The sequence below is a fragment of the Sandaracinaceae bacterium genome, from assembly GCA_020633055.1.
Taxonomy (GTDB): Bacteria; Myxococcota_A; Polyangia; order Polyangiales; family Houyiibacteriaceae; genus JADJJE01.
This window is the reverse complement of sequence record JACKEJ010000016.1, coordinates 49,662-72,952: the sequence shown is the minus strand read 5'-3', so window position 1 is coordinate 72,952 and position 23,291 is coordinate 49,662. Positions and strand designations below refer to the sequence as shown.

Genomic DNA, 23,291 nt, shown 5'->3' with positions numbered 1-23,291 from the left:
CGCGCTCGCGCACTCGTCTCGCAGGTCGTTGCGGCGCGTCGGATCCGTGCTCTACCGTAGACGCCATGTCACGCACGCTGCGCTCCGCCTCTCCGCTGCTCCTCCTCTCCGTGCTCGTCGGGCTCGCCTCGTGCGGGCGGTCGGGGGCCGGGACCGCCACGGCCCCCGCCGCGATGCCGCTGCTGCACCTGCTGCATCCCAACACGCCCATCGTGGCCCACTACGACTTCGACGGTCTGCGTCGCTCCCCGTACTACGACAGCATGCGTGAGCTCGTGGACGCGGGCACGCAGGGCCAACGGGAGCAGGTCGAAGGTTTCTTCCGGGTGCTCGATCACACGGACCACGTGGTGGTCGGCTTCGAGCCGTTCGGCGGCGGCCCCGACGAGACCCTCGTGGCCATGCGCGGCGCGTTCGAGCCACGGCACCTCGAGGCCATCTCGGGCTTCCATGAGGCAGCCACCTACCGTACGCACGAGCTGCGTGGATCCGGCTCGGACTGGATGAGCGTGCCCACGGCCGACACGGCGCTCCTCGGGCAGCTACAGGAGGTGCACGACGCGCTCGACCGCCTGGACGGGGTGTTCCCGGGCACCGGCCCCACGCGCCCCGGCTTCGCCGAGGCCGCCGCGCTCGCCCAGCTAGGGGAACGCGACTGCAGCATGGTGTGGGTCTTCACGGACGAGATGCGCGCCGAGCTGGGCGAGGGCCACGTCGAGCACGTGCTGCACGAGAACGGCGTGAGCGCGGGTGGCTGGTTCAGCCTGCGCGACGGACTGCAGCTGGAGGCCTTCATCACCACCAACGAAGCCGCGGCAGTCCCCGTTCTTGCGCATGCGCTGCGCGAAGCACTGACCGAGGCCGAAGAGAACCCCGTGCTCGTTGCGCTGGGGGCCACCACGGTGCTCCAGCAGGTCACGCTGCACGAGGAGGACACCACCTTCCGCGTCACGCTGAGCGTAACCGACGCCCAGGTGCGCGAGCTGCTCGCGAACGCGCTGCGGCTCGTTCAGAGCGCCTCGGTCGACTGAACTCGTCCTTCGGTCGCGTCCACGCGCATGTCGCGGCCATCGGTCAACCCGCTCGCTCGCACAGTACGGGGCGCTGCACGGGTAGTGCGGTACGTCGCGGACGTCGCGGGCGGCGTCCTACCACACCACTCTTGCCGGTCCCGTCGCGGCCGGTACCTTGTGGAGATGACCACGCTCGTCGATGACCTCGCAGCGACCCTGGTCCTGGGGGCGCTACTCGAACGACTCACCGTGGAGCACGGCGGCTACGAGCTGCTCGGCCACCACACCCAGGGTGAGTTCCACCACGACGTCATCCTGCGCGTGCCCCAGCGCCGTGCCCTCCCCGGAGACGTCTTGGTGGTGTCCACCAACTGCAACGGCGGCATCAAGGAGGTGCTGGTGTTCGAGGCCGTGCCCAGCGCCGAGGCCCTCTGGCACCACCGCTGCCCGACGGAGCCCGAGTTCGCGGCGCTCCCGCTTCCGCCCATCGTGGGGCTGTCGCGCACACTGCACTACTTCGACCCCTGCGAGCTGCTGGTGCCCGACGCGCGCAGCGAGCTGCGCCCCGAGCACCGGCGCCGCCAGCGCGGGGGTGGCTGGGAGAAGGTCTGAGCGCGCCCCGGCCCTCGCAAAACGCCCCCCACAACTACCCTTGGTCCACACCGGGTGTTAGCGTGCGCGCCGTGAGTGACTCCCCGAAAAGCCCCCCGGCCGGCAAGCCCGAAGACCACGCCCCCAACTTCGTCGACGAGCTGGTCCAGGCCGAGATCGACGCGGGTCGCACGCGCCTCGTCACGCGCTTCCCGCCGGAGCCCAACGGCTACCTCCACATCGGCCACGCCAAGTCCATCGTGACCAACTTCAGCCTGGCCAAGAAGCTGCCGGGCGCGCACTGCAACCTGCGCTTCGACGACACCAACCCCGCCAAGGAGGAGACCGAGTTCGTCGAGAGCATCCAGGAGGATGTGCGCTGGCTGGGCTTCGAGTGGGGGGAGCACGGCTACTTCGCCTCGGACTACTTCCAGCAGCTGTACGACATGGCCGTGCGCCTGATCCGCGACGGCAAGGCCTACGTGGACAGCCAGTCCCTCGAGCAGATCCGCGAGGGGCGCGGAAACTTCCACAACCCCGGCACCGAGAGCCCCTTCCGCAACCGCAGCGTCGACGAGAACCTCGACCTCTTCGAACGCATGCGCAAGGGGGAGTTCGACGAAGGCGCCCACGTGCTGCGCGCCAAGATCGACATGGCCAGCAAGGACCTCAAGCTGCGCGACCCGGTCATGTACCGCATCCTCAAGGTGGCGCATCACCGCACCGGCACGGACTGGTCCATCTACCCCATGTACGACTGGGCCCACGGGCAGTCGGACGCCATCGAGGGCGTCACGCACAGCATCTGCACGCTCGAGTTCCAGAACCACCGGGGCCTCTACGAGTGGTTCCTCGAGCAGCTCGGCTTCGAGGACCCGCCGCGGCAGATCGAGTTCGCGCGGCTGAACCTCACCTACACCGTGCTCAGCAAGCGCAGCCTGCAGAAGCTGGTCGCGGCCGGGCACGTCAGCGGCTGGGACGATCCGCGCATGCCCACTGTCGCCGGCCTGCGTCGCCGCGGGGTGTCGCCCGCCTCCATCCGTGCCTTCTGTGAGCGCGTGGGCGTGTCCAAGCGCGACAGCTTCGTGGACGTGACCCTCTTCGAGCACGCCATCCGCGAGGACCTCAACGCGAGCAGCCCGCGCCTGATGGGCGTGCTGCGGCCCCTGCGCGTGGTCATCGAGAACTACCCGGAGGACGCCGAGGAGAGCTTCGAGCTCCCGCTCAACCCGGGTGACGACGCGGCCGGCTCGCGCGCGGTGCCCTTTTGCCGCGAGGTCTACGTCGACCGCGAGGACTTCATGGAGGTCCCGGCGCCGAAGTTCTGGCGCATCTTCCCCGGCAACGAGGTGCGCCTGCGCGGCGCGTGCCTGCTCACCGTCACGCGCGTCGTCAAGGACGACGCCGGCGAGGTGATGGAGCTGCGCGCCACGTGGGACCCGGAGTCACGCGGTGGCAACGCGCCCGACGGACGCAAGGTGAAGGGCACCGTGCACTGGGTCAGCGCGCGGCATGCCGTGCCCGCCGAGGTGCGCCTCTACGACCGCCTGTTCACGGAGGAGAACCCCCTCGGCCACGAAGACCGCGACTTCCTCGAGTTCCTCAACCCCGAGTCGCTCGAGGTGCTGGAGGGCTGCATGATCGAGCCCGCCATCGCCCAGTTCGGGGGGCTCTCGCGGATCCAGCTCGAGCGGATGGGGTACTTCTGCGTGGACCCTTCCTCGGAGGGCGCCGGGCTCGTGCTGAACCGCACCATCGCGCTGAAGGACTCCTGGGCCAAGGTCGCCGCCAAGAGCTGACCTCTCGCCTTGGCACGGGCGGGCTCGGGGCCCGCCCGTGTGCTCATCCAACGGGCGCCGAGGCGAACGTCCGCGCGCAGCGCGCCAGCAGCGTCTCACGCAGGGCGCCAGCAGGGTCTCGCGCTGCGCGAGGCGATCACTCGGCGGCCGCCACCTCCGCGCGAGCTGGGATGAAGCTCATCGCCCGCTCGGCCAGCGCCGTGATGGTCAGCGACGGGTTCACGCCGGGATTGGCCGACACGGCGGACCCATCGATGACGTACAGCCCCTCGTAGCCGAACACGCGGTGCTGCGCGTCGATGACCCCCTCGCTGGCGTCGCGCCCCATGCACGCGCCCCCGAGGATGTGCGCCGTGGAGGGCGAGCCCAGCACGGTCTCGCTGAACATGCTGACGGCGATGCCCTGCACCTTCTCCGCGAAGCGCCGCGCCAGGTCGGTCGCGTCGTCCATGAACGCCTGCGGAGCGTCGGCCGGGTCGTCCAGCACGCTCACCAGCGCGCGCTGGAAGCCGTTGATCATGCTGCGCCCGAACTTGAGCGAGAGTGTTCCGTCGAGGGTGCGCATGAACAGCAGCGTGGCGGTCTTCTCGGCGAACTCCTCGCGCGGCAGCGTGTAGGCGCGGCGGGCGAAGCCGGGACGCTCGGCGAACTGCTTGAGCGCGCCGGCCAGCCGCGTGACGAAGTTCTTGCCCGGCGCGTGCGGCAGCACCATCCAGCGGAAGAAGTCGCTGCCGTGGCCATAGCGCACCGGCTCGATGTGGCTGTGGTCGTCGGTGTGCAGGATGGACGTGATAGCGACACCCGCCGCCAGGTTCTCGTCCAGGTCTGGGGCGACCACCCCGAACAGCGCCTCGCTGTTGGTGCGCACGGCGGACCCCAGGCGCTTGGAGAGCTTGGGGAGGCCCTTCGGGTCCTCCTGCATGGCCAGCAGGAGCGGGATGGTGCCCATCACGCCGCCCGAGAAGATGACGTTCGGCGCTTCGAACACCTCGGCCGGGCCCTTCTCGATCGAGGGGATGGTCTCGACCCGGTAGCCACCGCCCGCCTTGGGGCGCACGGCCAGCACTTCGCGCTCCGGGCGCACCACCGCGCCGTGCTTCTCTGCCAGGTACAGGTAGTTCTGGTCCAGGGTGTTCTTCGCCCCCACGCGGCAGCCCGTCATGCAGGCGCCGCACTCCGTGCAGCCCACGCGCTCGGGCCCGTCGCCGTCGAAGAACGGGTCCGGCACCTTCTTGCCGGGCTCCCCGAAGAACACCGCCACCTCGGTAGGGCCGTAGTGCGCCTCGCGGCCGAGGTCCTGCGCGATCTCCAGCATGACCTTGTCGGGGTGGGTCACGCCGGGGTAGGGCGTCGCCCCCAGCATGCGCTTGGCCGTCGCGTAGTGGGGCGTCAGCTCCGCCTTCCAGTCGGCCAGGTGCGACCACGAGGACGACGTGAAGAACGCGTCCTGCGGTGTCGGCAGCGTGTTGGCGTAGGTCAAGGACCCGCCGCCCACGCCCACGCCGTGCATGACGGTCACGTGGTCGAAGAACGACATCTGGAAGATGCCGTGCAACCCCAGTGAGGGCTTCCACATCCAGCGCTTGAGGTCGCGGTTGTCCTTGGGGAAGTCCGCCTTGGTGAAGCGCTTGCCCTTCTCGAGGACGAGCACGCGATAGCCCTTCTGCGTGAGCCGATGCGCCGAGACGCTGCCGCCGAAGCCTGAGCCGATGATGATGTAGTCGTAGGTCATGGAGAGCTTATTGACTGTAGGTCAATAGCTCCCGTTCGCCAAGGGGACGATGGTCGTCAGACAAGCGACCGAGCGGGCGTGGCGGCCCCGCCGGACGGCGTGTCCCTGGACGTCACTACAAAGCGAGGATGAGGTTGGCCCCAGAGGCAGTATCGAAGTCCGGGGGGGGCATGCAGCCGTCCGTGCACGACGGCACGTTCTCGTCGTCGGGCATGTAGGTTCCAACCGGCACTCCGTCGCAGGCGACTGACATGGCGGAGGACACGAAGCAGTTGCGCAATACGGGTGAGACACCGACGTTGCCCACCTGATCGCGAGCGCGAAGCGCGACGCAGGCCCAACCCTCTTGGATGCTGGACTGGAAATCCCAGGCGTCACCGTGGCAGGTGAGCGTGCCGATGGGGGGTTTGCCGAAGATGGCGGGCGTGTTGCCCGTCGTACCAACGCGCATCACCCACGTGAGGTCGCTCGACTCGCACACCTGCGGAGCCAGGCTGGCGGATCCTCCGCCTTGGACACACATGGGGTCGGGTGGGTCGAGTGTGGGTTCAGGATTGGCCGGCCAGTACGTCCCGTTGTTCTGGCCGCTGGTCGGGTACCGCGCCGGGGTGATCGCGTTGAGGTCGATGACGACGGCCGCTCCACTGGTGACACCCTCCTCCGGGTCGACCAGCGGGTTGATGCGGTCGCAGTAGCCATCGCCGTCCGAGTCGACCAGCAGCGCCTGCGACGAGTCGTCCAGCACGTAGACGGAGACGCCCGCGGTGTTGGAGATGCCGGCGAGGAACGACGCGGTTGGCGAGCTTCCGAATGCGACGTTGGCGCGGTCCTCGACGCGGGCGCGGAATTCCGCCGCTGTGCCGAGGACTTGGAGATCGTTCGCCGCGTCGTCCCCCACCGGGTCGAGCGGATAGCTGCACTGCGTGGGTGGGTTTCCGCGTCGATAGCGCACGGGGCCCGGGTCGAGGGACGCGATCGGTGGCTGACTGTCGAGCTTGACGGTGCGCGACGCCACGCGCCCATTGAGGGCAAGGTCCTGCGCCACGACGTTGATGGTGAGCTCACGGACCGTGATGCCGAAGCCGTTGGCGTCGATGGTCTGCAAGTATTCGTTGGCCGCACCCGGGATGGGGATGAGCGTGTACATGTCGGTACCGACCGTCACGGTCGAGCCCGGTACCACGCCGAGAGGGTCCACGATGCGTACACGCACCGTGAACGTTCCGCCTACCAGCTGGCCATCGCCCGGAGCGAGGAACGTGATGGTCGGACCCGTGGCATCAACGACGAACGAGACCACCTGGCGCGCCGTAGCACCTCGCTCGTTCGTCGCTTCGACCTCCATGAGGTAGCTGCCGCTCAGCGCGATGGGGTAGAGCGAGGTGTCAGCGAAGTCGATGTTGGCCAGGTAGGAGCCGTCGCCCAGGTCACTGATCGCACTCGAGGGTATCTCTGCTCCGGCGACGGTCAGGGTCAGGGAAGCGATGGTTGCGCCGCTGTCCCCTGCGAAGATCTCGTCTGGCAACACCCGGAAGCGTGCTGTCATGCCGCCCGAGAACGCTTGGTCGCGCTCCGGGGTCTGGATGGAGACCTCGGGGCCCCCGTCGACGTGGAATGTCACGTCGCTTCGGCCGCACTCACCGTCAGCGTCCTCGACGTAGCAGCGAATGGAATACATGCCGGCCGGGAACCCCCCAGCACCGACCATCCCCTCGAAGGTGCTCGGGAGCGACGGACTCGACACGGGCGAGATGTCCTGGACCCGCACACCAGCTTCGTTCGTGATGACCATCGCCAGGGTGCCGACGCTGATGGCCGCAGTACCCGGGGTGAGCTGACACTCGGCCAGGAAGTTCTCTGCGAAGATGAACGGGCCACTCCCCCCGAGCGTGTTGATGAAGGCTGGCATCGGGCGTCCCGCCGAGGAACACGGCCCGGACTGACCCTGGTCGACGTCGGCATCGGTCGACCCCAAGTCGGCGTGCCCCGCGTCCATGTGCCCCTGGTCTCGGCCACCGCCTGTCATGCCACTGTCGACGAAGGGCGTGGTTGGCTCGTCACCGCAGCCCGTAACTCCCAACAGCACCCCGCACACAACCCACCACACGTTCCTGCTCATCGCCGCACTCCTTGCTCGGGGGCGACGGTAGCAGCGGACACGTCTACGAGCAATCGTCAGCGTTCGGTGTCGTCCGGGTCGTCGCGCTGCAGGATGTCGTCGTTGTCGAGGTCCAGGCAGTCGCCCGTGGATTCGCCGTAGGGGGTCTGGCCGAGGAAGTTCCCAGCGGTACCGTACTCGCACACGACGACGGTCGACCCTCCGCATGTGGCCATGCCGCAGCCCAGCGCCGTCGTGTTCTCCCACACGATCTGCGTGTAGTGCCCGAAGGCCTGGAAGTTCGAGCCGGAGATGGCGGTGCCAAAGTCGTAGTCGCTGCGCTCGCTGGCCCACAGGTTCGTCGAGCTCACGCCGTTCAACCCGCCGCCCCCGCCCGCCAGGTTCTGGCCCAACGAGCTGAAGCCGGCCACATCGCGGCGGTCCTCGTTGCTGCTGTGCTGCAGGCCGCAGTTGTTGGTGCTGGCCAGGTGGTCGGCCCACTCCTGCGCGTGGTCCGCGATGTCCTCGTCCCAGCGCAGCGGGTCGATGCCCACGCGGTGGCGCCACACGTTGTGGGCCTCGGTGGTGCCGGCGAAGTCGCTGGGCTCGTCCGCGGAGAGCGACGCCATGTGCACGTACTCACACTCGGCTGGCAACCCCGTGTCCGGGCGTGGACCCTGGTCGGCGTTTCCACTCCCTCCGCTGCCTCCGCCGCCGCACCCGCTCCCGAGGGCGGCAGCGACGCTGAGCCACACGGCCAGCACAGGACGAGACACGAACGAGGTGGGGGCGGTTCGGCAGCGCATGGCTCTGAGTGTACCCTCTCGCCTCCATGGCCAGCCTCTACTTCTACTACTCGGCGATGAATGCCGGGAAGAGCACCACACTCTTGCAGTCTGCCTACAACTACCAGGAGCGGGGCATGCGCTGCCTGCTGTTCGCCCCTCGCATCGACGGGCGCTACGGCGAGGGCAAGATCACGTCGCGCATCGGGCTGCAGGCGGACGCGCGCATCTTCGAGCACGACGAAGACCTCTTCGTGGCCGTGCGTGACGACGCGGCGCGTGGGCCGTTGCACTGCGTCCTCGTGGACGAGGCCCAGTTCCTCACCAAGGCACAGGTGCTCCAGCTGTGCGTCGTCGCGGACGAGCTGGACATCCCCGTGCTGTGTTACGGGCTCCGCACCGACTTCCGCGGCGAGCCCTTCGAGGGCAGCCAGTACCTGCTGGCGTGGGCCGACCGTCTCGAGGAGATCAAGACCATCTGTCGCTCGGGGCGCAAGGCCACCTTCAACGCGCGCCTCGAGGCCGACGGAACGCGCGTCGTGTCGGGCGCGCAGATCGACGTGGGCCACCACTACGAGGCGCTCAGCCGCGGCGAGTTCGGGCTGGCCGAGGTGCAGGGCTACGCGGTGCCACGTGAGCTCGGAGGCGCGCCGCCCAGCGCACGTGGACGCGCTGACGAGCACTGACCCTCGAGTCTGTGGCGCCCGCCGACGCCCAAGACGGCTCCGCTCAATCCTCGGGGACGTGCTGGCGCGGGTTGACCCCCAGCGCGGTGCACAGGCTGCGGAGCGCGTCGACCTCGCTCTTCGAGACCTTGTCGTTGGCCTGCATGGCCAGCTTGGCGGCTTGCAGCACCAGGTCGCAGGTGGCCTCGTCGGAGGCGGCCTCGGCCGCCATCGCGAGCGCGCGCGCGCGACCCGCGGCCACGTCCGTCTGGAGCGCCTCTCCGAACGAGCGCAGCGCGTGCTCGAGCTTGCTCTTGTCCAGGCGCTCGAAGCGGGCGTCGCCCTGCGCCACGCGCACGTACTCGGCTAGCTCGCTGTCCTCGAGCTGCCCGTCGGCGCAGGCGATCAGGCAGTAGGCGGCGCTGACGGCGCGCAGGACGGGGTCGCTCACGTCCTCGTCGAAGCGGTTGAAGGCGGCGATGGCGACGGCTTGGCTCTTGTCGATCTCCATGCGGAGACCATACCACCATCGACCGCAGCTCGGCTCCCGCGCTTCGCGGTGGCCTCGCGTGACGCGGCGACCCACGGCGCTCCCTCGCTGCAGGCCCGGCGGCGGCTGGCCGGGCCGGCTGGGCAGTGGCCCGCTCAGCCCACCCAGACGCGCGCGTTGCGGAACATGCGCAGGAACGGCGCGGCCTCGCCCCAGCCGTCTGGGCGCCAGCTGTGCTGGACGCTGCGGAACACGCGCTCGGGGTGCGGCATCATGATGGTCACGCGCCCGTCGGGCGTGGTCACGCTGGCGATGCCCCCGGGCGAGCCGTTCGGGTTCGCGGGGTACGTGTGGGCGACGTTGCCGCGGTTGTCCACGAAGCGCATGGCGATCAGCGCCTCGTCTTCCAGGCGCAGCTGGTGATCGTGCCCCTCGAGCTCGGCGCGGCCCTCACCGTGAGCCACGGCGACCGGGAGACGGGCGCCCTCCATGCCCTCGAAGAAGAGGCTCGGCGAGCGGCGGATCTCCACCAGGCTCAGGCGCGCCTCGAAGCGCTGCGAGCGGTTCTGGACGAAGCGCGGCCAGAGGTCGGCGCCGGGCACGATCTCGCGCAGCGTGGCCATCATCTGGCAGCCGTTGCACACGCCCAGCGCGAAGGTGTCGCGGCGCTGGAAGAACGCCTCGAACTCGTCGCGCACGCGGCTGTTGTAGAGGATGCTCTTGGCCCAGCCCTCGCCGGCCCCCAGCACGTCGCCGTAGCTGAACCCGCCGCAGGCCGCGAGCCCACGGAAGCGCGAGAGTGAGACCTCGCCCGAGAGCAGGTCGCTCATGTGCACGTCCACGCACTCGAAGCCTGCGCGGTGGAAGGCCGCGGCCATCTCGACCTGCCCGTTGACGCCCTGCTCGCGCAGGATGGCCATGGGGGGGCGTACGCCGGTGTTGATGAACGGGGCCGCGACGTCTTCGCCGGGCGCGAACGGCACGCTGACCGTCATGCCCGGGTCGGTCGGGTCCGTGCGCGCCTCCTGCTCCTCGTCGGCGCAGTCCGGGTTGTCGCGCAGCGCCTGCATGCGGTGTGTGGTGTCGCTCCAGATGTCGCGCAGGAACACGCGCGACTCGTCGAGCACCGTCTTGCCGTTCAGGCGGAAGTGCAGCTGGTCGTCGTCGCGCAGCTTGCCGATGGCGTGGGCGCAGCCGTTCAGGCCGTGAGACGCGAAGGTGAGCAGGACCTCCTCGAGGTCGTCGCTGCGCACCTGGATGACCGCGCCCAGCTCCTCGTTGAAGAGGATCGGGATGGCCTCGCCGCCGAGCCCGTCCAGCCGGATGTCGAGCCCGCAGCCGCCCGCGAACGCCATCTCGGCCAGCGTGGCGAAGAGGCCACCGTCGGCGCGGTCGTGGTAGGCCAACACGCGGCGCTCGCGGTTCAGCCGCTGGATCGCGTCGAAGAAGCCGATCAGCAGCTCCGGGTCGTCCAGGTCGGCCGGCTCGTCTCCGAGCTGCTCGTACACCTGCGCGAGCGCCGTCGCGCCCAGCCGGTTCTGCTCCATGCCGAGGTCGATCAGCACCAGCACGGTGTCGCCGCGGTCGCGGCGCAGCTGGGGTGTGAGCGCCTTGCGCGCGTCGAACACGGGCGCGAACGCCGTGACGATCAGCGAGAGGGGCGCGGTGACGCTCTTGGCCTCGTCGCCGTCTTGCCACGTGGTGCGCATGGACATGCTGTCCTTGCCCACCGGGATGGCGATGCCGAGCGCGGGGCACAGCTCCATGCCCACGGCCTTGACCATGTCGAACAGGCCGGCGTCCTGGCCGGGGTGGCCCGCGGGCGCCATCCAGTTCGCGCTCAGGCGCACCTGCGAGAGCTGCTCGATGGGGGCGGCCATCAGGTTCGTGATGGCCTCACCGATGGCCATGCGCGCCGACGCGGCGGGCTCCAGCAGCGCGACGGGCGTGCGCTCGCCGATGGCCATGGCCTCGCCCACGTAGGTGTCGAAGCCGGCGGTGGTGACGGCGCAGTCCGCGACGGGCACCTGGTAGGGGCCCACCATCTGATCGCGCGCGACGAGGCCCGTCACGGTGCGGTCCCCGATGGTGATCAGGAAGGTCTTGTCCGCCACCGTGGGCAGACGCAGGACGCGCAGGGCGGCCTCACGCAGGTCCATGTCGCTCATGTCGAGCGGCTTCGGCAGCGTGGCGATGCTGCGCACGTCGCGCGTCATCTTGGGCGGCTTGCCCAGCAGCACGGACAAGGGCAGGTCGATCGGCGTGTTGCCGAAGTGCGCGTCGGTGACCGTCAGGTGCTCGGCCTCGGTGGCCTGCCCCAGCACGGCGTAGGGCGCGCGCTCCCGCTTGCAGAGCGCCTCGAACGTCGGCAGCGACTCGGGCGAAACGGCGAGCACGTAGCGCTCTTGGCTCTCGTTGCACCAGATGGCCAGCGGGCTCATGCCCGGCTCCTCGTTGGGCACCTCGCGCAGCTCGAATGTGGCCCCGCGCGCGGCGTCGTGCACCAGCTCCGGCAGCGCGTTGCTGAGCCCGCCCGCGCCCACGTCGTGGATGGACACGATGGGGTTCTGCTCGCCCAGCGCCCAGCAGCGGTCGATGACCTCCTGGCAGCGCCGCTCCATCTCGGCGTTGTCGCGCTGCACCGAAGCGAAGTCGAGGTCGGCCGCGCTCTGGCCGCTGGCCATGGACGACGCGGCGCCGCCGCCGAGGCCGATCAGCATGGCGGGCCCGCCCAGCACGATGATGTGTGCGCCCGGCGCGATGCGCTCCTTGCCCACGTGCTGCGCGCGGATGTTGCCGTAGCCGCCCGCGATCATGATGGGCTTGTGGTAGCCGCGCACCTCGACGCCTGCGGGGCCGGCGCAGCGCTGCTCGAACGTGCGGAAGTAGCCCGCCAAGTTGGGCCGCCCGAACTCGTTGCTGAACGCCGCGCTCCCGAGCGGGCCCTCCAGCATGATGTCCAGCGCCGATGCGATGCGGTCGGGCTTGCCGTACTCCCGCTCCCAGGGCTGCACCGCGTCCGGCAGACGCAGGTTGCTCACGGAGAAGCCCGCCAGGCCCGCCTTGGGCTTGCCGCCGCGGCCCGTGGCGCCCTCGTCGCGGATCTCGCCGCCTGCGCCTGTGGCCGCGCCCGCGAAGGGGGCGATGGCGGTGGGGTGGTTGTGCGTCTCCACCTTGATGAGCACGTGCACGGGCTCGGTGGTGGACTGGTAGACGCGCCCCTCGGGCTCGGGGAAGAAGCGCGCGGCCTCGTTGCCCGCGAACACGGCGGCGTTGTCCTTGTACGCGGAGAGCACGCCGTCGGGCGAGCGCTCGTGCGTGTAGCGGATCATTCCGAACAGGGAGCGCGTCTGCTTCTTGCCGTCGACGATCCAGTCGGCGTTGAAGATCTTGTGACGACAGTGCTCCGAGTTCGCCTGCGCGAACATCATGAGCTCCACGTCGTTCGGGTTGCGCCCCAGGTTGCGGAAGGCGTCGAGCAGGTAGTCGAGCTCGTCTTCGGCCAGCGCCAGCCCGAGCTCGGTGTTCGCTGCCTCGAGCGCGGCGCGCCCTTGGCCCAGCACGTCCACGGACTGCAGCGGCGTGGGCGCGTCGGTGCGGAACAGCGCCTCGGCCTGCGCTTCGTCGCGCAGCACGGACTGTGTCATGCGGTCGTGCACCAGCGCGGCGACGGTCGTGAGCGTGGTGTCCAGCTCGGCGCTACCCGGCTCGCCGAGCTCGCCCTTGAGCACGTAGCGGATGCCGCGCTCGAGGTGCCGCACGGACGCGAGCCCCGTGATGTGCGCGATGTCCGTCGCTTTGCTGGACCAGGGCGAGCGCGTCCCGAGCCGTGGCACCACCAGCAGCTGCACGCCATCGAGCTTGCGTCGAGGCACGCTGGGTCCGTACACCAGGAGCCGGTCCAGCAACGCGCGCTCACCGTCGTCGAGTGGCGCGCTCACATCCACGAAGTGCACGTACTCGGCGTAGACCCCGCGCACGCCCTTGGCGACGGCCCGAACCCGCTCGAACAGCTTCTGCGTCTGGTGGTCGGAGAGCGCAGGCGCGCCACGAAGCGTCAGCATGGGCCCGGGCATAGCAGCCTCGACGCGATCAAGCACGGCGGCGCCCGCCCCGAGCCCGCCCGCGCACCCAGTCAGAAGTCAGCCGCCCGCGCGTCGCACCTGCGCGACGACCCAGTCGCCCACGGCGCGCGTGCCGAGCGCTCCCCCGACGTCCACCGTGCAGTTTCCGGAGCCGAGCGCCTCGCGCACGATCTCCCGCAGCAGCCGCTCGTCCTCGGGGTATCCCAGGTGCGCCATCATCATCCCCACGGACAGGACGGTGGCGAAGGGGTTCGCGCGGTCCTTCCCCGCGATGTCGGGCGCGCTCCCGTGGACGGGCTCGAAGAGCGCGACGTGCCCGGGCTCACCCGGCCGCAGGTTGGCGCTGGCGGCCATGCCCATCCCGCCTTGGAGCGCGGCGGCGAGGTCCGTGATGATGTCCCCGAACAGGTTGCAGGCCACGATGACGTCGAAGCGCGCCGGGTCTTGCACGACGAAGAAGCACAGCGCGTCCACGAACAGGTGCTCGGCCTCGATGTCCGGGTAGTCCGCAGCCACCTCGCGGAACACCCGCAGCCACAGCCCGTGCGCGTGCGGCATGGCGTTGTGCTTGTCGGCCAGCGTCACCTTCCGGCGCCTGGCGGCGCGCGCGAAGTCGAAGGCCGCGCGCACGATGCGCTCCACACCGTGCCGCGTGTACACGGCCTCGGTGATGGCCACCTCCTGCGGGCTGCCCTGTTTGAGGGTGCCGCCGATGCCCGCGTAGAGCCCCTCGGTGTTCTCGCGGAACACGACGAAGTCGCAGTCTCCGGCCGTGCGCCGCGCGAGGGGCATCAGGCGGTCCACCAGGCACTGCACGGGCCGGATGTTCGCGTACAGGTCGAAGCCGAAGCGCATCCCGAACAGGATGTCGTGGGCGTGGCGGTTGTCGGGCACGCGCCGGTCACCGACCGCGCCGAGCAGCACGGCGGCGAACTCGGTGCGCAGGCGGTCGCGGACGTCGTCGGGGAACGTCGCCCCGTCGCGCAGGTAGCGTTCCGCGCCCAGCTCGAACGACTCGCAGCGCAGCGGTCGCCCACGGGTCTCGCGCAGCGCGTCCAGCACACGCGCGCCCACCGCGACCACCTCGGGGCCCACGCCATCGCCGCCGATCAGCGCGACTTGGTGCTCGGTCATGGGCTCAGGGCTCCTGGGAGGGCTCGGGAGGGGCGGGGTCGTCGCCGTGCGGGGGCACGGGGTGCTCCTCGCCCACGGGAGCCTCCCCGTCCAGCGCGGCAGACTGCTCGAGCCGTCGTTGATACGTGCGCGCGTTGGCCTCCACCAGCAGGCGGTCCTGGTTGGCGCGCTGACGCTCGGCGTCCAGCTCGTCGTAGTGCCACACGATGCCGAACCAGTCGTCGCCCCCACCGGTCACACGCAGCGTGCCCCCGCGCGGGGTCTCCACCACCAGCTCGTCCCCGTCCTGGGTCTGGCTCAGGGGGGCGCCGATGCGGCTCCCCAGATCGGCCATGCAGGCCCGCCCGCAGCGGTCCTCGAACAGTGCCGCGGCGTCTTCCATCTCGGCGGCGGAGCCCAGCTCACGTAGGGCGTCGGCCCGCTGATCCTCGGGGTAGGTGGTGCGGATCAGCTCCGCGGCGGTGCGCCGATCCTCGACGATCGAGGCCATCGCGTGGCGGGACCGGGCGTCGATGACGCGAAACAATGCCCGCGCGTCGTTGCGCTCGATGGCGCGCGCCGCATACTCCAGCATTCCCGGCAGCGTGCGGGGGTCGGGCTCGCCGGTGCACGCTGTGAGGGTGGGTATCAAAAAAAGCGCGAGAAGCGCGTAATGCAAAATCCGAGTCTTCACCCGGCGCAGCTTGACACATCGCTCCATGCGAGAGACTTTTAGCGCCAATTCCACTTTAGGTTCCGCACCCTTCATGAACTTCATCGCGGCAGGACTCTCGGACGTCGGTAGGCACCGAGAGCACAACGAGGATAGCTTTTGCATCCTTCCGGAGCATCGCCTCTTCATCGTTGCGGACGGAATGGGCGGCCACCGCGCGGGGGACGTCGCCAGCAAGATGGCGACGCACGCGATCGCGTCGTTCTTCGAGGCGACCAGCTCGGACGACGCCACCTGGCCGTTCAGCTTCGACCCGCACCTCTCGGTGGATGAGAACCGCCTGCTCACCGGCATCAAGATCGCCAATCGCAAGATCTTCGACGCGTCGGTGAAGCACCGCGAAGTGCACGGGATGGGCACCACCGTCGTCAGCATCCTGCTCAGCCGGGATCGCAGCCAGACCTTCATCGCGCACGTCGGCGACAGCCGCGCGTATCGCGTGCGCGGCGGGGTCATCGAGCTGATGACCCGCGACCACAGCCTGGTGAACGACTACCTCATGGTCATGCCCGACATGACCGCCGAGCAGCTGGCCGAGCTGCCCAAGAACGTCATCACCCGCGCGCTGGGGATGCAGGACTCGGTGGCGGTGGACCTGCTCCCCGACGCCCCCCAGCCGGGAGACGTCTACGTGCTGTGCTCCGACGGGCTGAACGGCATGATCGACGACCACGTCATCAACGAGCTCGCCAACCAGGCGGGCGATGACATGGAGAAGCTCGTCGCGGACCTGGTGCGCGAGGCGAACGCGAACGGTGGGGATGACAACATCACCGTCGTGGCCGTCCTCATCACGGACTGACCGTCCTCGTCACGGACTGGTCGTCCTCATCACGGACTGACCGACCTCGCTACGGACTGGCCGTCCCGGGGCAGGTTGGGCAGCCCGCGCGTGAGCTGCTCCATCGACCCGTCGCCGAGCGTGGGGTCGGCGCCGGCCGGGTTGCCCGTGTGACGCCCTGTCAGCGCGCTGTGTCCAGGGCGTGACAAATTGTCCCGCCTGCGGCGATCCAGCCTCACGAGAACCCCGGGATCACCCGCGATCCGCAGGCATTTGTGGCCGCTCGGGCGGGTGCCACGGCGGGCCGCGCAGCTGGCACGCGGACTGCACAGCCTCCGAGCGTGCTACGCCGCTACCTCCTCCCCTTCCTCGTCGTCTTCGCCTGTGTGAGCGCCATCTCGGCCGTCGCCGACGCGCTCGTCGTCACCGAGGGAGAGCGCCTCTCCGCGCTCGCGGACTCGCTGACGGAGGAAGACCCGGGCCGTCGGGTGGACCAGCTACTGCGCTACGTGGTGCCAGGTCGCGAGCCCGTCGAGCTGACCGTGTCGGGGCGCCCGCGGCACTTCGGCGAGGGCCAAGAGGTCGAGCTCTCCGACCAACTGCGGACCGCCCTCGGTTTCCTCGAGCAGCGTGGGGTGAGCGTCGTGCAAGAGTCCGTGTCCCGCGACGGGGACGAGGCCGTCGTGGCTCTGCGCCTGCGCGCCGGCAGCGCGCTGCACGACGTGGCCCTGTACATGAACCGCCACGAGGACCGCTGGTTGGCGCGGCGGGTCGTGGTGCGCTGAGCGACGCCCAGCACGCGGACGGGCCCGCGAGCGTCACCGCTCGAGGCCTGTCGGGGTCAGTCCTCGGGGACGGGGTAAGGCGGGTACTGCGGGACGTCCTCCGGGATGAACCACTGCTCGCCCCAGATGCTGGCACCGCCGTCGATGTACATCGTCTGACCCGTGATGAAGTCCGCGTAGGTGGAGCACAGATAGGTGATGAGGTGCGTGACCTCCTCGCCCGTGCCCAGGCGCTTCACGGGGCAGGCCTTGATGGCGTTCTCCAGCAGCGATGGTGGGTACTGCCGTGTGCCGCTGGTCTTGATGACGCCCGGCGCCACGGCGTTCACCCGCACGCCGTGCATGGCCCACTCGACCGCCAGGGTCTTGGTCATGTTCTCGACGCCCGCCCGCGCGGCGCCCGTGTGCACCATGCCCGGGAACCCGCGCGCGATCTGCGCGATGATGTTCACGATGCGGCCGCGCTTCTGCGGGATGAAGAAGCGGTTGGCCACGGCGTGGGTCATGTTCCAGGTGCCCAGCAGGTTGTTGCGCACCACGGCGCCGAACCCCTTTGGGGAGATCATCTGCGCCGGGCTCGGGAACTGGCCTCCGGCGTTGTTCACCAGGATGTCCACGCGCCCGAAGCGCTCCTTGATGGCCGTCATCATCGCGTCGATGGACTCGGGTTCGCGGATGTCGCACGTGCCCTGGTGCACCTCGATGCCCAGCACCTCCAGCTGGGCGGCCGCCGCGGCGAGCGGCTCGGGGCGGCGGCCGCAGATGGCCACCTTGGCGCCCAGGCGCCCCAGCTCCTCGGCCGTGAGCAGGCCGATGCCCGTCCCACCACCTGTGATGATCGCGACTTCACCTTCGAACAGACCGGGCCGAAAGATACTCTCCATGACACCTCACAATGAATGACGATTCATTCATGTGTAGGGTACGGGCAAGTGGCCGCCGCCGCAAGCGCCGGTGCCGGGTGGGGTGAGCGACCCGCGGTACGCTCCTCCGTGCGGTCGCCGGGGGCCGAGTCACGAACGGCCACCCGCAGCGCTCGCGTCTCAGGTGCGCGTGAGCCGCTCGCGGCCGCCGAGGTAGGGGCGCAGCGCGGGCGGGATGACCACGGAGCCGTCTGCCTGTTGGTTCTGCTCGAGGATCGCCACCAGCGTGCGCCCGATGGCCAGCCCCGAGCCGTTCAGGGTGTGCAGCAAGCGCGGCTTCTGCTTCGGCGCTGGCCGGTAGCGGGCCTTCAGGCGGCGCGCCTGGAAGTCACCGAACCAGGAGCAGCTGGAGATCTCACGGAAGGTGTTTTGCGAAGGGAGCCAGACCTCGAGGTCGTAGGTCTTCTGCGAGGAGAAGCCGATGTCTCCTGCACACAGCTGCACCACGCGGTAGTGCAGCCCGAGGCGCTGCAGGATGGCTTCGGCGTGGCCCGTCAGCTTCTCCAGCTCTTCCTCGGCTTGCTCTGGCGCCACGAAGCGCACGAGCTCGACCTTGTCAAACTGGTGCTGGCGGATCATCCCACGGGTGTCGCGCCCATGGCTTCCAGCCTCGCTGCGGAAGCACGGCGTGTATGCGCAGTAGCCGCGGGGGAGGCTATCGCCCTCCAGGATCTCGTCCGCGTGGAGGTTGGTGACGGGCACCTCCGCCGTGGGGATCAGGTACAGCTCGTGCCCGACCGTGTCGCTCTCGGCCTCCCACGCCGCGTCCTTCGCGATGCGGAACGAGTCCTGGGCGAACTTCGGCAGCTGGCCCGTGCCGCGCATGGCGCTGTCCTTCACCAGCGCTGGCACCCACACCTCTTCGTAGCCGTGCTCGTCCGCGTGGATGTCCATCATGAACTGCATCAACGCCCGCTCGAGGCGCGCGCCCATGCCCCGCAGCACGACGAAGCGTGCCCCGCTCAGCTTGGCCCCGCGCTCGAAGTCGAGGATGCCGAGCCGCTCCCCCAGGTCCACGTGATCACGCGGCTCGAAGCCCAGCTCGGGGCGTGTGCCGTACACGCGCTGCTCGACGTTGTCATGTTCGCTCGCGCCGTCGGGCGTGCTGGCCGCGGGGAGGTTGGGGAGCGTCAGCAGCAGCGCGTCCAGCTCGTCCGAGCCGGTCGCCGCCGCGGCCTCCGAAGCCTTGATGCGGTCCCCCAGCGCGCGCAGCACTTCACGCTTCTCGGCGAACTCCGCGGAGCGCTTGTCCGCGACGCGCGACATGGCGGCGCTCTCGCGGTTGAGCTCTTCGCGCAGGGCGTCCGTCTCGGCGATGGCCGCGCGGCGCGCTTGGGCCAACTCGGCCAGGCGGTCGAGCGTGGCCTCGTCCTTGAAGCCGCGGCGGGCGAGCCCGGCCTTGACCTCGGGGAGGTTGTCGGTGACGAAGCGAGGGTCCAGCATGGGGGCGGGTGTACCCCGACGTCGCCGTGCGATCCAGCGCTCAGCGCCGACATCGTCAGTACAGGTCGTCGTCTCGCAAGCTGGGGACCGGCAGCGGGCGAGGGAGCGGCACCGAGTCCACCTCGCGGATGTCCGCGCCCAGGTCGGCGATGTCGAAGCAGCGCACCAGCATGCGCTCGAAGTCGACGACGACGAAGCCTGGGTCGTCGTCGCGTCGCAGCGTCCCCGCGTTGACCACCACCAGCCCCTGAAAGCGGCGCACCATGCGCTCGTGCGTGTGTCCGGCGAGCATGAAGTCCACGTCCGGGTCCAGCATGAGCTCACGCAGCGCGTTGATCTGGAGGTCGTAGCCCCGCGTCGTCGAGCGCAGGAAGGTCTCGTCGTCGTCGCCCACCGCGTGGCACAGCAGGGCCCCGCCTGCGACGGTTGGCAGCCGTAGCGTGCGGGGCAGCTGTTCCAGCATGGCCCGGTTCTCGGCGGTCAGGGATGGGGTCACGTTCTTCAGGTGCCGCATCTCGTCGTGCAGGAACCAGCGCTCGTGGTTGCCCGCGACACACACCACGCCGTGCTCGCGTAGCGCGACCAGCGTGTCGTCGGCGTCGCCCATCCCGTCGACGATGTCCCCCACACACAAGCTCGCGTCGACGGTGAGGTGCTCCCGTGCGTAGGACATCACGTGACGCACTGCGTCAGCCTCGGCGTGCACGTCCCCCAGCACGAGCAGGCGTGCATAGGGGGCTGTGGGCTCGGCGGACATCGCCCGCACTCTACGCTATGAAGGCGCATGAGCCGAGTGCGGATCGACAAGGATGTGTCCCTTTCGGAGCGTACGACGCTCGGTCTCGGCGGCCGGGCCCAGTATCTGGCGAGGGCCACCAGCGACGACCACGTGCTGCAGGCGGTGCGGCACGCAAGTGACCGCGGGATGCCGCTCGCGCTCTTGGCCGGAGGGTCGAACACGTTGGTGCCCGACGAAGGCTTCCGTGGCCTCGTGTTGTCGATGGAGACCGAGGGGATCCACACCGACACGCTCCCCGACGGTCGGGCGCTGCTGCGCGTCAAGGCGGGCACGCCGTGGCCCGAGGTCGTCCGGCATGCCGTCGGCGCCGACCTCGCGGGCCTCGAGTGCCTGGCCGGCATCCCCGGGAGCGCGGGAGCCACCCCTGTCCAGAACGTCGGCGCGTACGGGCAGGAGGTGTCCGAGACGATCGTGTCCGTACGGGCGTTGGACCGTCGCACGCTCGACGAGGTCGTGGTCGGCGGCGAGGACTGCGGGTTCCGCTATCGCGACAGCCGCTTCAAACAGGACCCGCACGCCTTCATCGTGCTCGAGGTGGCCTTCGCGCTGCGCCCGGGCGGTGCGCCCTCCCTGCGCTATGCGGAGCTCGAGCGGGCCCTGGCCGGGACCGTGCGGCCCACGCTGCAGCAGGTACACGACACCGTCATCGCCCTGCGACGCGCCAAGGGCATGGTGTTGGACCCTGACGACGTCGACAGCCGCAGCGCGGGCTCGTTCTTCACGAACCCGATCGTCACCGCGAGCGAGGCCGCACGGGTCGTCGAACGCGCGCTGTCCGAGGGGCTGGTCCAAACGGCCGAGGCCGTGCCGCGCTGGGAGCAGGCCGACGGAAGCGTCAAGCTCGCGGCGGGCTGGCTGATCGAGTGCGCAGGGGTACGGAGAGGGCTGCGGCGCGGGCCGGTAGGCGTCAGCAGCAAGCACGCGCTCGCCCTGGTGCACCACGGTGACGGCACCATGCGAGAGCTCCTGGCCCTCGCAGACGAGATCGCTGGTGCCGTGCACGGAGCGTTCGGGGTGGCCCTCACCCGCGAGCCTCAGCTGCTGACGGGTGTGGTCGCCTGAGGGCACTGCGTGGGACGCGCGCTGCGGCCCACGATCGAACGCGGTGTGTCGTCTCGCTGCGTCGTGCGTGATGTGCCGACGGACGAGCTCAGGGAGACGGAACCGCTGCGTCGGGCATCACGCTCTGGGTGGGCGCGAGCGACATGCTGGTCGCAGCGGTGTCGCTGACCGCCGCGCAGAACTTGGCGTCCCGACGTGATCCGAGGTCCGTCACCCGCGCCAGCGGTCCCCCGTTGCTCTCGAGCCGCGGGTCGTCGTCCGCGACACACTCGTAGCCGCGCCGACCGCAGCTGCTGCGGCAGCGCTCCATGCAGTAGGTGGCCGTGGTGCGGCTGGGTTCGAAGCGCCACTCCACGCACACCGCGCCGTTCGGACACGAGTCCGGGTCACACCCCTGGACGGTGCAGTAGCCGCCCGGCTGCGCCGTGTCGCAGATGCGGTCACCGTTGAAGGAGCAGTCCGTCGAGATGGAGCACTTGTCCCCGATCTCGGGCGAGCACCCGGCGAGCCACAGCCCCGCGACCACCCCCACGACAGCGGCGGGGACCACGCCCAGGGCGTTGCTCAGGACGCGGACGATGCCCCCCACGGCACCCCGCGCTCGCGGGCGAGGGGGGGGGCTGGGGCGTCGGCTCGCAGAGCGAGCGGCGGGGTCGGCAGAGCGCGGCACGGCGGGACGGTAGCAGTACGCACAAGGCGCCGCCAACCCGAGGATGGCGACGCCTGCTGAGGACATGGGAGCGGGGCGGGGGCGGTCGGCCTCGGGGCCTACGCCCGCGACGCCGTCAGCGCTTCTGATACAGGCTGAGGCCGCCGACGTAGAGGAAGCCCACCATGAAGAGGAACAGGAACGGGATGCTCACGAAGTTCCCGGTCACGAAGGCCAGGCCGATCGTGATGACGAAGTAGATCCCGAACCCGACCTCCAGCAGCGAGTGCATCGACCAGTTGCCGCGGTAGGCCGCCTTCTTCCACGTGGGGCGCTTGCTGCTCTCGATGCCGTGCTTGGGCGTCCGGACGAACGTGATGTCCTTGCCGAACAACCCCTCGAGGACGGCGCGCGCGTTGTTGATGCTGAGGCCGATGCCGATGGCCATCATCATGGGCAGGCGCTTCACGGCCGCCCACCAGCCGCCGTAGAGCTCCTTGTGCGTGACCAGGTAGAACACGCAGATGGAGCCGCAGGTGCTGAGGAAGAGGGGCACGTCCAAGAGCAGCAGCTCGGGGTGCTGCATGTCCTGACGCATCAACATGTTGGGGAGCTGCAGCGCGGCGAGCACCACCAGGAACAGGTAGGCGAAGTTGTTCGTGAGGTGGAAGACGCACTCGATCTTCACCTTGAGGGGGATGTCCGCCTTGAGAACCGTCCAGAGCAGCTTGCGCGTGGTCTGCGCCGAGCCCTTGGCCCAGCGGAACTGCTGCGTCTTGAAGCTGTTCATCTCGCAGGGGACCTCGGCGGGGGCCACGGCCTCGGGCACGTACACGAACTCCCAGCCCTTGAGCTGGGCGCGGAAGCTGAGGTCCATGTCCTCGGTGACGGTGTCGTGCTCCCAGCCGCCCGCGTCCGCGATGGCCGCGCGACGCCAGATGCCTGCCGTGCCGTTGAAGTTGAAGAAGCGGCCGGAGCGGTTGCGCGCGATGTGCTCGATGCAGAAGTGACCGTCGAGCATCATCGACTGGCACTGCGTGAGCGTGGAGTACTCGCGGTTGATGTGCCCCCAGCGCGCCTGGACCATGCCGACCTTCTCGTCCGTGAAGTGGTGGATGAGGTTGCGGATGATGTTGGGGGTGGGCACGAAGTCCGCGTCGAACACCATCAGAAACTCGCCCTTGGCCACCTTGGTGGCCTCGGCCAGCGCGCCGGCCTTGTAGCCCGTGCGGTCGGTGCGGTGCAGGTAGACCGCGTCGAAGCCGCGGGTGCGCAGCTCCTCGACCTTGGCGGACGCGATCTGGACGGTCTCGTCCGTGCTGTCGTCCAGCACCTGGATCTCCAGCTTGTCCTTCGGGTAGTCGATCAGGGTCACGCTCTCGAGCAGGCGCTCCGCCACGTACATCTCGTTGAACATGGGCAGCTGCACGGTCACGAGGGGCAGGTCCTCCTCGGGGAACGGCGTGGCCGGCTTGCGGATGTTCTTGCGGTGCTTCCAGTAGAGCATCAGCAGGTGACCGCGGTGGAAGCCGTAGACGCCCAGCATGGTGAGCGTGATCAGGTAGAGGACGATGATGGCAATTTGCACGTGATTCTCCGTGCCCTAACGATGCTTCCAGCTGCGGATCGGGACGACCTCGCAATTGTCACCAACTTGTAATTCGTTGTGTGTCCATGTGGTCTGGGGTCGTGGCTGGCTGCGAAATGCGCGCGACCCCCGTCAGGCGTTGACCTTGGTCAAGACA

Annotated in this window: 19 protein-coding genes; 7 read left to right on the top strand and 12 right to left on the bottom strand. The window is 69.5% G+C overall.

Annotation, left to right across the window (positions count from 1 at the left end; all coding sequences use genetic code 11):
* Positions 1 to 65 precede the first annotated feature (65 nt).
* From H6726_31075 to H6726_31065, 3 genes are all read left to right on the top strand, one after another.
* On the top strand, positions 66 to 1,031 hold the full coding sequence (locus tag H6726_31075) for a hypothetical protein (GenBank protein MCB9662125.1): 966 nt from the start codon (positions 66 to 68) through the stop codon (positions 1,029 to 1,031).
* Between the two features lie 165 nt (positions 1,032 to 1,196).
* Positions 1,197 to 1,625 carry a hypothetical protein gene (locus H6726_31070; GenBank protein MCB9662124.1) on the top strand — a complete coding sequence of 143 codons (429 nt, stop codon included), beginning with the start codon at positions 1,197 to 1,199 and terminating at the stop codon, positions 1,623 to 1,625.
* Positions 1,626 to 1,696: 71 nt separating this feature from the next.
* Positions 1,697 to 3,403 carry a glutamine--tRNA ligase/YqeY domain fusion protein gene (locus H6726_31065; GenBank protein MCB9662123.1) on the top strand — a complete coding sequence of 569 codons (1,707 nt, stop codon included), beginning with the start codon at positions 1,697 to 1,699 and terminating at the stop codon, positions 3,401 to 3,403.
* Between the two features lie 136 nt (positions 3,404 to 3,539).
* On the opposite strand, the gene H6726_31060 is transcribed toward H6726_31065, so the two are convergent.
* The 3 genes from H6726_31060 to H6726_31050 form a co-directional block, all read right to left on the bottom strand.
* Positions 3,540 to 5,135: a GMC family oxidoreductase gene (locus tag H6726_31060; GenBank protein MCB9662122.1), complete on the bottom strand. Its 1,596-nt coding sequence runs from the start codon at positions 5,133 to 5,135 to the stop codon at positions 3,540 to 3,542.
* A 115-nt stretch (positions 5,136 to 5,250) separates the two neighbouring features.
* Positions 5,251 to 7,254, bottom strand: coding sequence for a hypothetical protein (locus H6726_31055; GenBank protein ID MCB9662121.1), 2,004 nt, complete (start codon positions 7,252 to 7,254; stop codon positions 5,251 to 5,253).
* Positions 7,255 to 7,310: 56 nt separating this feature from the next.
* On the bottom strand, positions 7,311 to 8,039 hold the full coding sequence (locus H6726_31050) for a hypothetical protein (protein MCB9662120.1): 729 nt from the start codon (positions 8,037 to 8,039) through the stop codon (positions 7,311 to 7,313).
* A 26-nt stretch (positions 8,040 to 8,065) separates the two neighbouring features.
* On the opposite strand from H6726_31050, the gene H6726_31045 reads away from it, so the two are divergent.
* Positions 8,066 to 8,704: a thymidine kinase gene (locus H6726_31045; GenBank protein MCB9662119.1), complete on the top strand. Its 639-nt coding sequence runs from the start codon at positions 8,066 to 8,068 to the stop codon at positions 8,702 to 8,704.
* A gap of 43 nt (positions 8,705 to 8,747) precedes the next feature.
* Here the strand turns inward: H6726_31045 and H6726_31040 are convergent, their stop codons facing one another.
* From H6726_31040 to H6726_31025, 4 genes are all read right to left on the bottom strand, one after another.
* Positions 8,748 to 9,194 carry a tellurite resistance TerB family protein gene (locus H6726_31040; protein MCB9662118.1) on the bottom strand — a complete coding sequence of 149 codons (447 nt, stop codon included), beginning with the start codon at positions 9,192 to 9,194 and terminating at the stop codon, positions 8,748 to 8,750.
* A gap of 134 nt (positions 9,195 to 9,328) precedes the next feature.
* The gene (purL, locus tag H6726_31035; GenBank protein MCB9662117.1) at positions 9,329 to 13,237 is read right to left on the bottom strand and encodes a phosphoribosylformylglycinamidine synthase; all 3,909 of its coding nucleotides are present in this window, start codon (positions 13,235 to 13,237) and stop codon (positions 9,329 to 9,331) included.
* 78 nt (positions 13,238 to 13,315) lie between these two features.
* Positions 13,316 to 14,392, bottom strand: a complete 1,077-nt coding sequence (locus H6726_31030; protein MCB9662116.1) for an isocitrate/isopropylmalate dehydrogenase family protein — start codon at positions 14,390 to 14,392, stop codon at positions 13,316 to 13,318.
* Positions 14,393 to 14,396: 4 nt separating this feature from the next.
* Positions 14,397 to 14,966: a hypothetical protein gene (locus H6726_31025; protein MCB9662115.1), complete on the bottom strand. Its 570-nt coding sequence runs from the start codon at positions 14,964 to 14,966 to the stop codon at positions 14,397 to 14,399.
* A 172-nt stretch (positions 14,967 to 15,138) separates the two neighbouring features.
* Between H6726_31025 and H6726_31020 the strand changes: the two genes are divergently transcribed.
* Together H6726_31020 and H6726_31015 are read left to right on the top strand one after the other, a co-directional pair.
* Entirely contained in the window at positions 15,139 to 15,906 is a 768-nt protein-coding gene (locus tag H6726_31020) for a serine/threonine-protein phosphatase (protein ID MCB9662114.1), read from the top strand.
* 320 nt (positions 15,907 to 16,226) lie between these two features.
* Entirely contained in the window at positions 16,227 to 16,670 is a 444-nt protein-coding gene (locus H6726_31015; GenBank protein ID MCB9662113.1) for a hypothetical protein, read from the top strand.
* 56 nt (positions 16,671 to 16,726) lie between these two features.
* Here the strand turns inward: H6726_31015 and H6726_31010 are convergent, their stop codons facing one another.
* From H6726_31010 to H6726_31000, 3 genes are all read right to left on the bottom strand, one after another.
* Positions 16,727 to 17,554, bottom strand: coding sequence for an SDR family oxidoreductase (locus tag H6726_31010; protein MCB9662112.1), 828 nt, complete (start codon positions 17,552 to 17,554; stop codon positions 16,727 to 16,729).
* A 159-nt stretch (positions 17,555 to 17,713) separates the two neighbouring features.
* Positions 17,714 to 19,036, bottom strand: coding sequence for a serine--tRNA ligase (gene serS / locus H6726_31005; protein ID MCB9662111.1), 1,323 nt, complete (start codon positions 19,034 to 19,036; stop codon positions 17,714 to 17,716).
* Positions 19,037 to 19,091: 55 nt separating this feature from the next.
* Entirely contained in the window at positions 19,092 to 19,793 is a 702-nt protein-coding gene (locus tag H6726_31000; GenBank protein ID MCB9662110.1) for a metallophosphoesterase family protein, read from the bottom strand.
* Between the two features lie 27 nt (positions 19,794 to 19,820).
* Here H6726_31000 and H6726_30995 point away from each other — a divergent pair, with 27 nt between their 5' ends.
* Entirely contained in the window at positions 19,821 to 20,897 is a 1,077-nt protein-coding gene (locus tag H6726_30995) for a UDP-N-acetylmuramate dehydrogenase (protein MCB9662109.1), read from the top strand.
* Positions 20,898 to 20,985: 88 nt separating this feature from the next.
* Here H6726_30995 and H6726_30990 read toward each other — a convergent pair whose 3' ends face one another.
* Both H6726_30990 and H6726_30985 read right to left on the bottom strand, forming a co-directional pair.
* The gene (locus H6726_30990; GenBank protein ID MCB9662108.1) at positions 20,986 to 21,486 is read right to left on the bottom strand and encodes a hypothetical protein; all 501 of its coding nucleotides are present in this window, start codon (positions 21,484 to 21,486) and stop codon (positions 20,986 to 20,988) included.
* A gap of 196 nt (positions 21,487 to 21,682) precedes the next feature.
* Complete coding sequence (locus H6726_30985; protein ID MCB9662107.1) at positions 21,683 to 23,092, bottom strand: glycosyltransferase; 1,410 nt, start codon at positions 23,090 to 23,092, stop codon at positions 21,683 to 21,685.
* Positions 23,093 to 23,291 lie beyond the last annotated feature (199 nt).

Bases quoted from the DNA above. Each gene is read 5' to 3' on its own strand.
- H6726_31050 (MCB9662120.1), bottom strand. From the start codon at position 8,039: ATGCGCTGCCGAACCGCCCCCACCTCGTTCGTGTCTCGTCCTGTGCTG.
- H6726_30995 (MCB9662109.1), top strand. From the start codon at position 19,821: ATGAGCCGAGTGCGGATCGACAAGGATGTGTCCCTTTCGGAGCGTACG.
- serS (MCB9662111.1), bottom strand. From the start codon at position 19,036: ATGCTGGACCCTCGCTTCGTCACCGACAACCTCCCCGAGGTCAAGGCC.
- H6726_31020 (MCB9662114.1), top strand. From the start codon at position 15,139: ATGAACTTCATCGCGGCAGGACTCTCGGACGTCGGTAGGCACCGAGAG.
- H6726_31070 (MCB9662124.1), top strand. From the start codon at position 1,197: ATGACCACGCTCGTCGATGACCTCGCAGCGACCCTGGTCCTGGGGGCG.
- H6726_31075 (MCB9662125.1), top strand. From the start codon at position 66: ATGTCACGCACGCTGCGCTCCGCCTCTCCGCTGCTCCTCCTCTCCGTG.
- H6726_31040 (MCB9662118.1), bottom strand. From the start codon at position 9,194: ATGGAGATCGACAAGAGCCAAGCCGTCGCCATCGCCGCCTTCAACCGC.
- H6726_31060 (MCB9662122.1), bottom strand. From the start codon at position 5,135: ATGACCTACGACTACATCATCATCGGCTCAGGCTTCGGCGGCAGCGTC.
- H6726_31010 (MCB9662112.1), bottom strand. From the start codon at position 17,554: ATGGAGAGTATCTTTCGGCCCGGTCTGTTCGAAGGTGAAGTCGCGATC.
- H6726_30985 (MCB9662107.1), bottom strand. From the start codon at position 23,092: ATGCTGGGCGTCTACGGCTTCCACCGCGGTCACCTGCTGATGCTCTAC.
- H6726_31045 (MCB9662119.1), top strand. From the start codon at position 8,066: ATGGCCAGCCTCTACTTCTACTACTCGGCGATGAATGCCGGGAAGAGC.
- H6726_31055 (MCB9662121.1), bottom strand. From the start codon at position 7,254: ATGAGCAGGAACGTGTGGTGGGTTGTGTGCGGGGTGCTGTTGGGAGTT.
- H6726_31025 (MCB9662115.1), bottom strand. From the start codon at position 14,966: ATGCTGGAGTATGCGGCGCGCGCCATCGAGCGCAACGACGCGCGGGCA.
- H6726_31000 (MCB9662110.1), bottom strand. From the start codon at position 19,793: ATGTCCGCCGAGCCCACAGCCCCCTATGCACGCCTGCTCGTGCTGGGG.
- purL (MCB9662117.1), bottom strand. From the start codon at position 13,237: ATGCTGACGCTTCGTGGCGCGCCTGCGCTCTCCGACCACCAGACGCAG.
- H6726_31030 (MCB9662116.1), bottom strand. From the start codon at position 14,392: ATGACCGAGCACCAAGTCGCGCTGATCGGCGGCGATGGCGTGGGCCCC.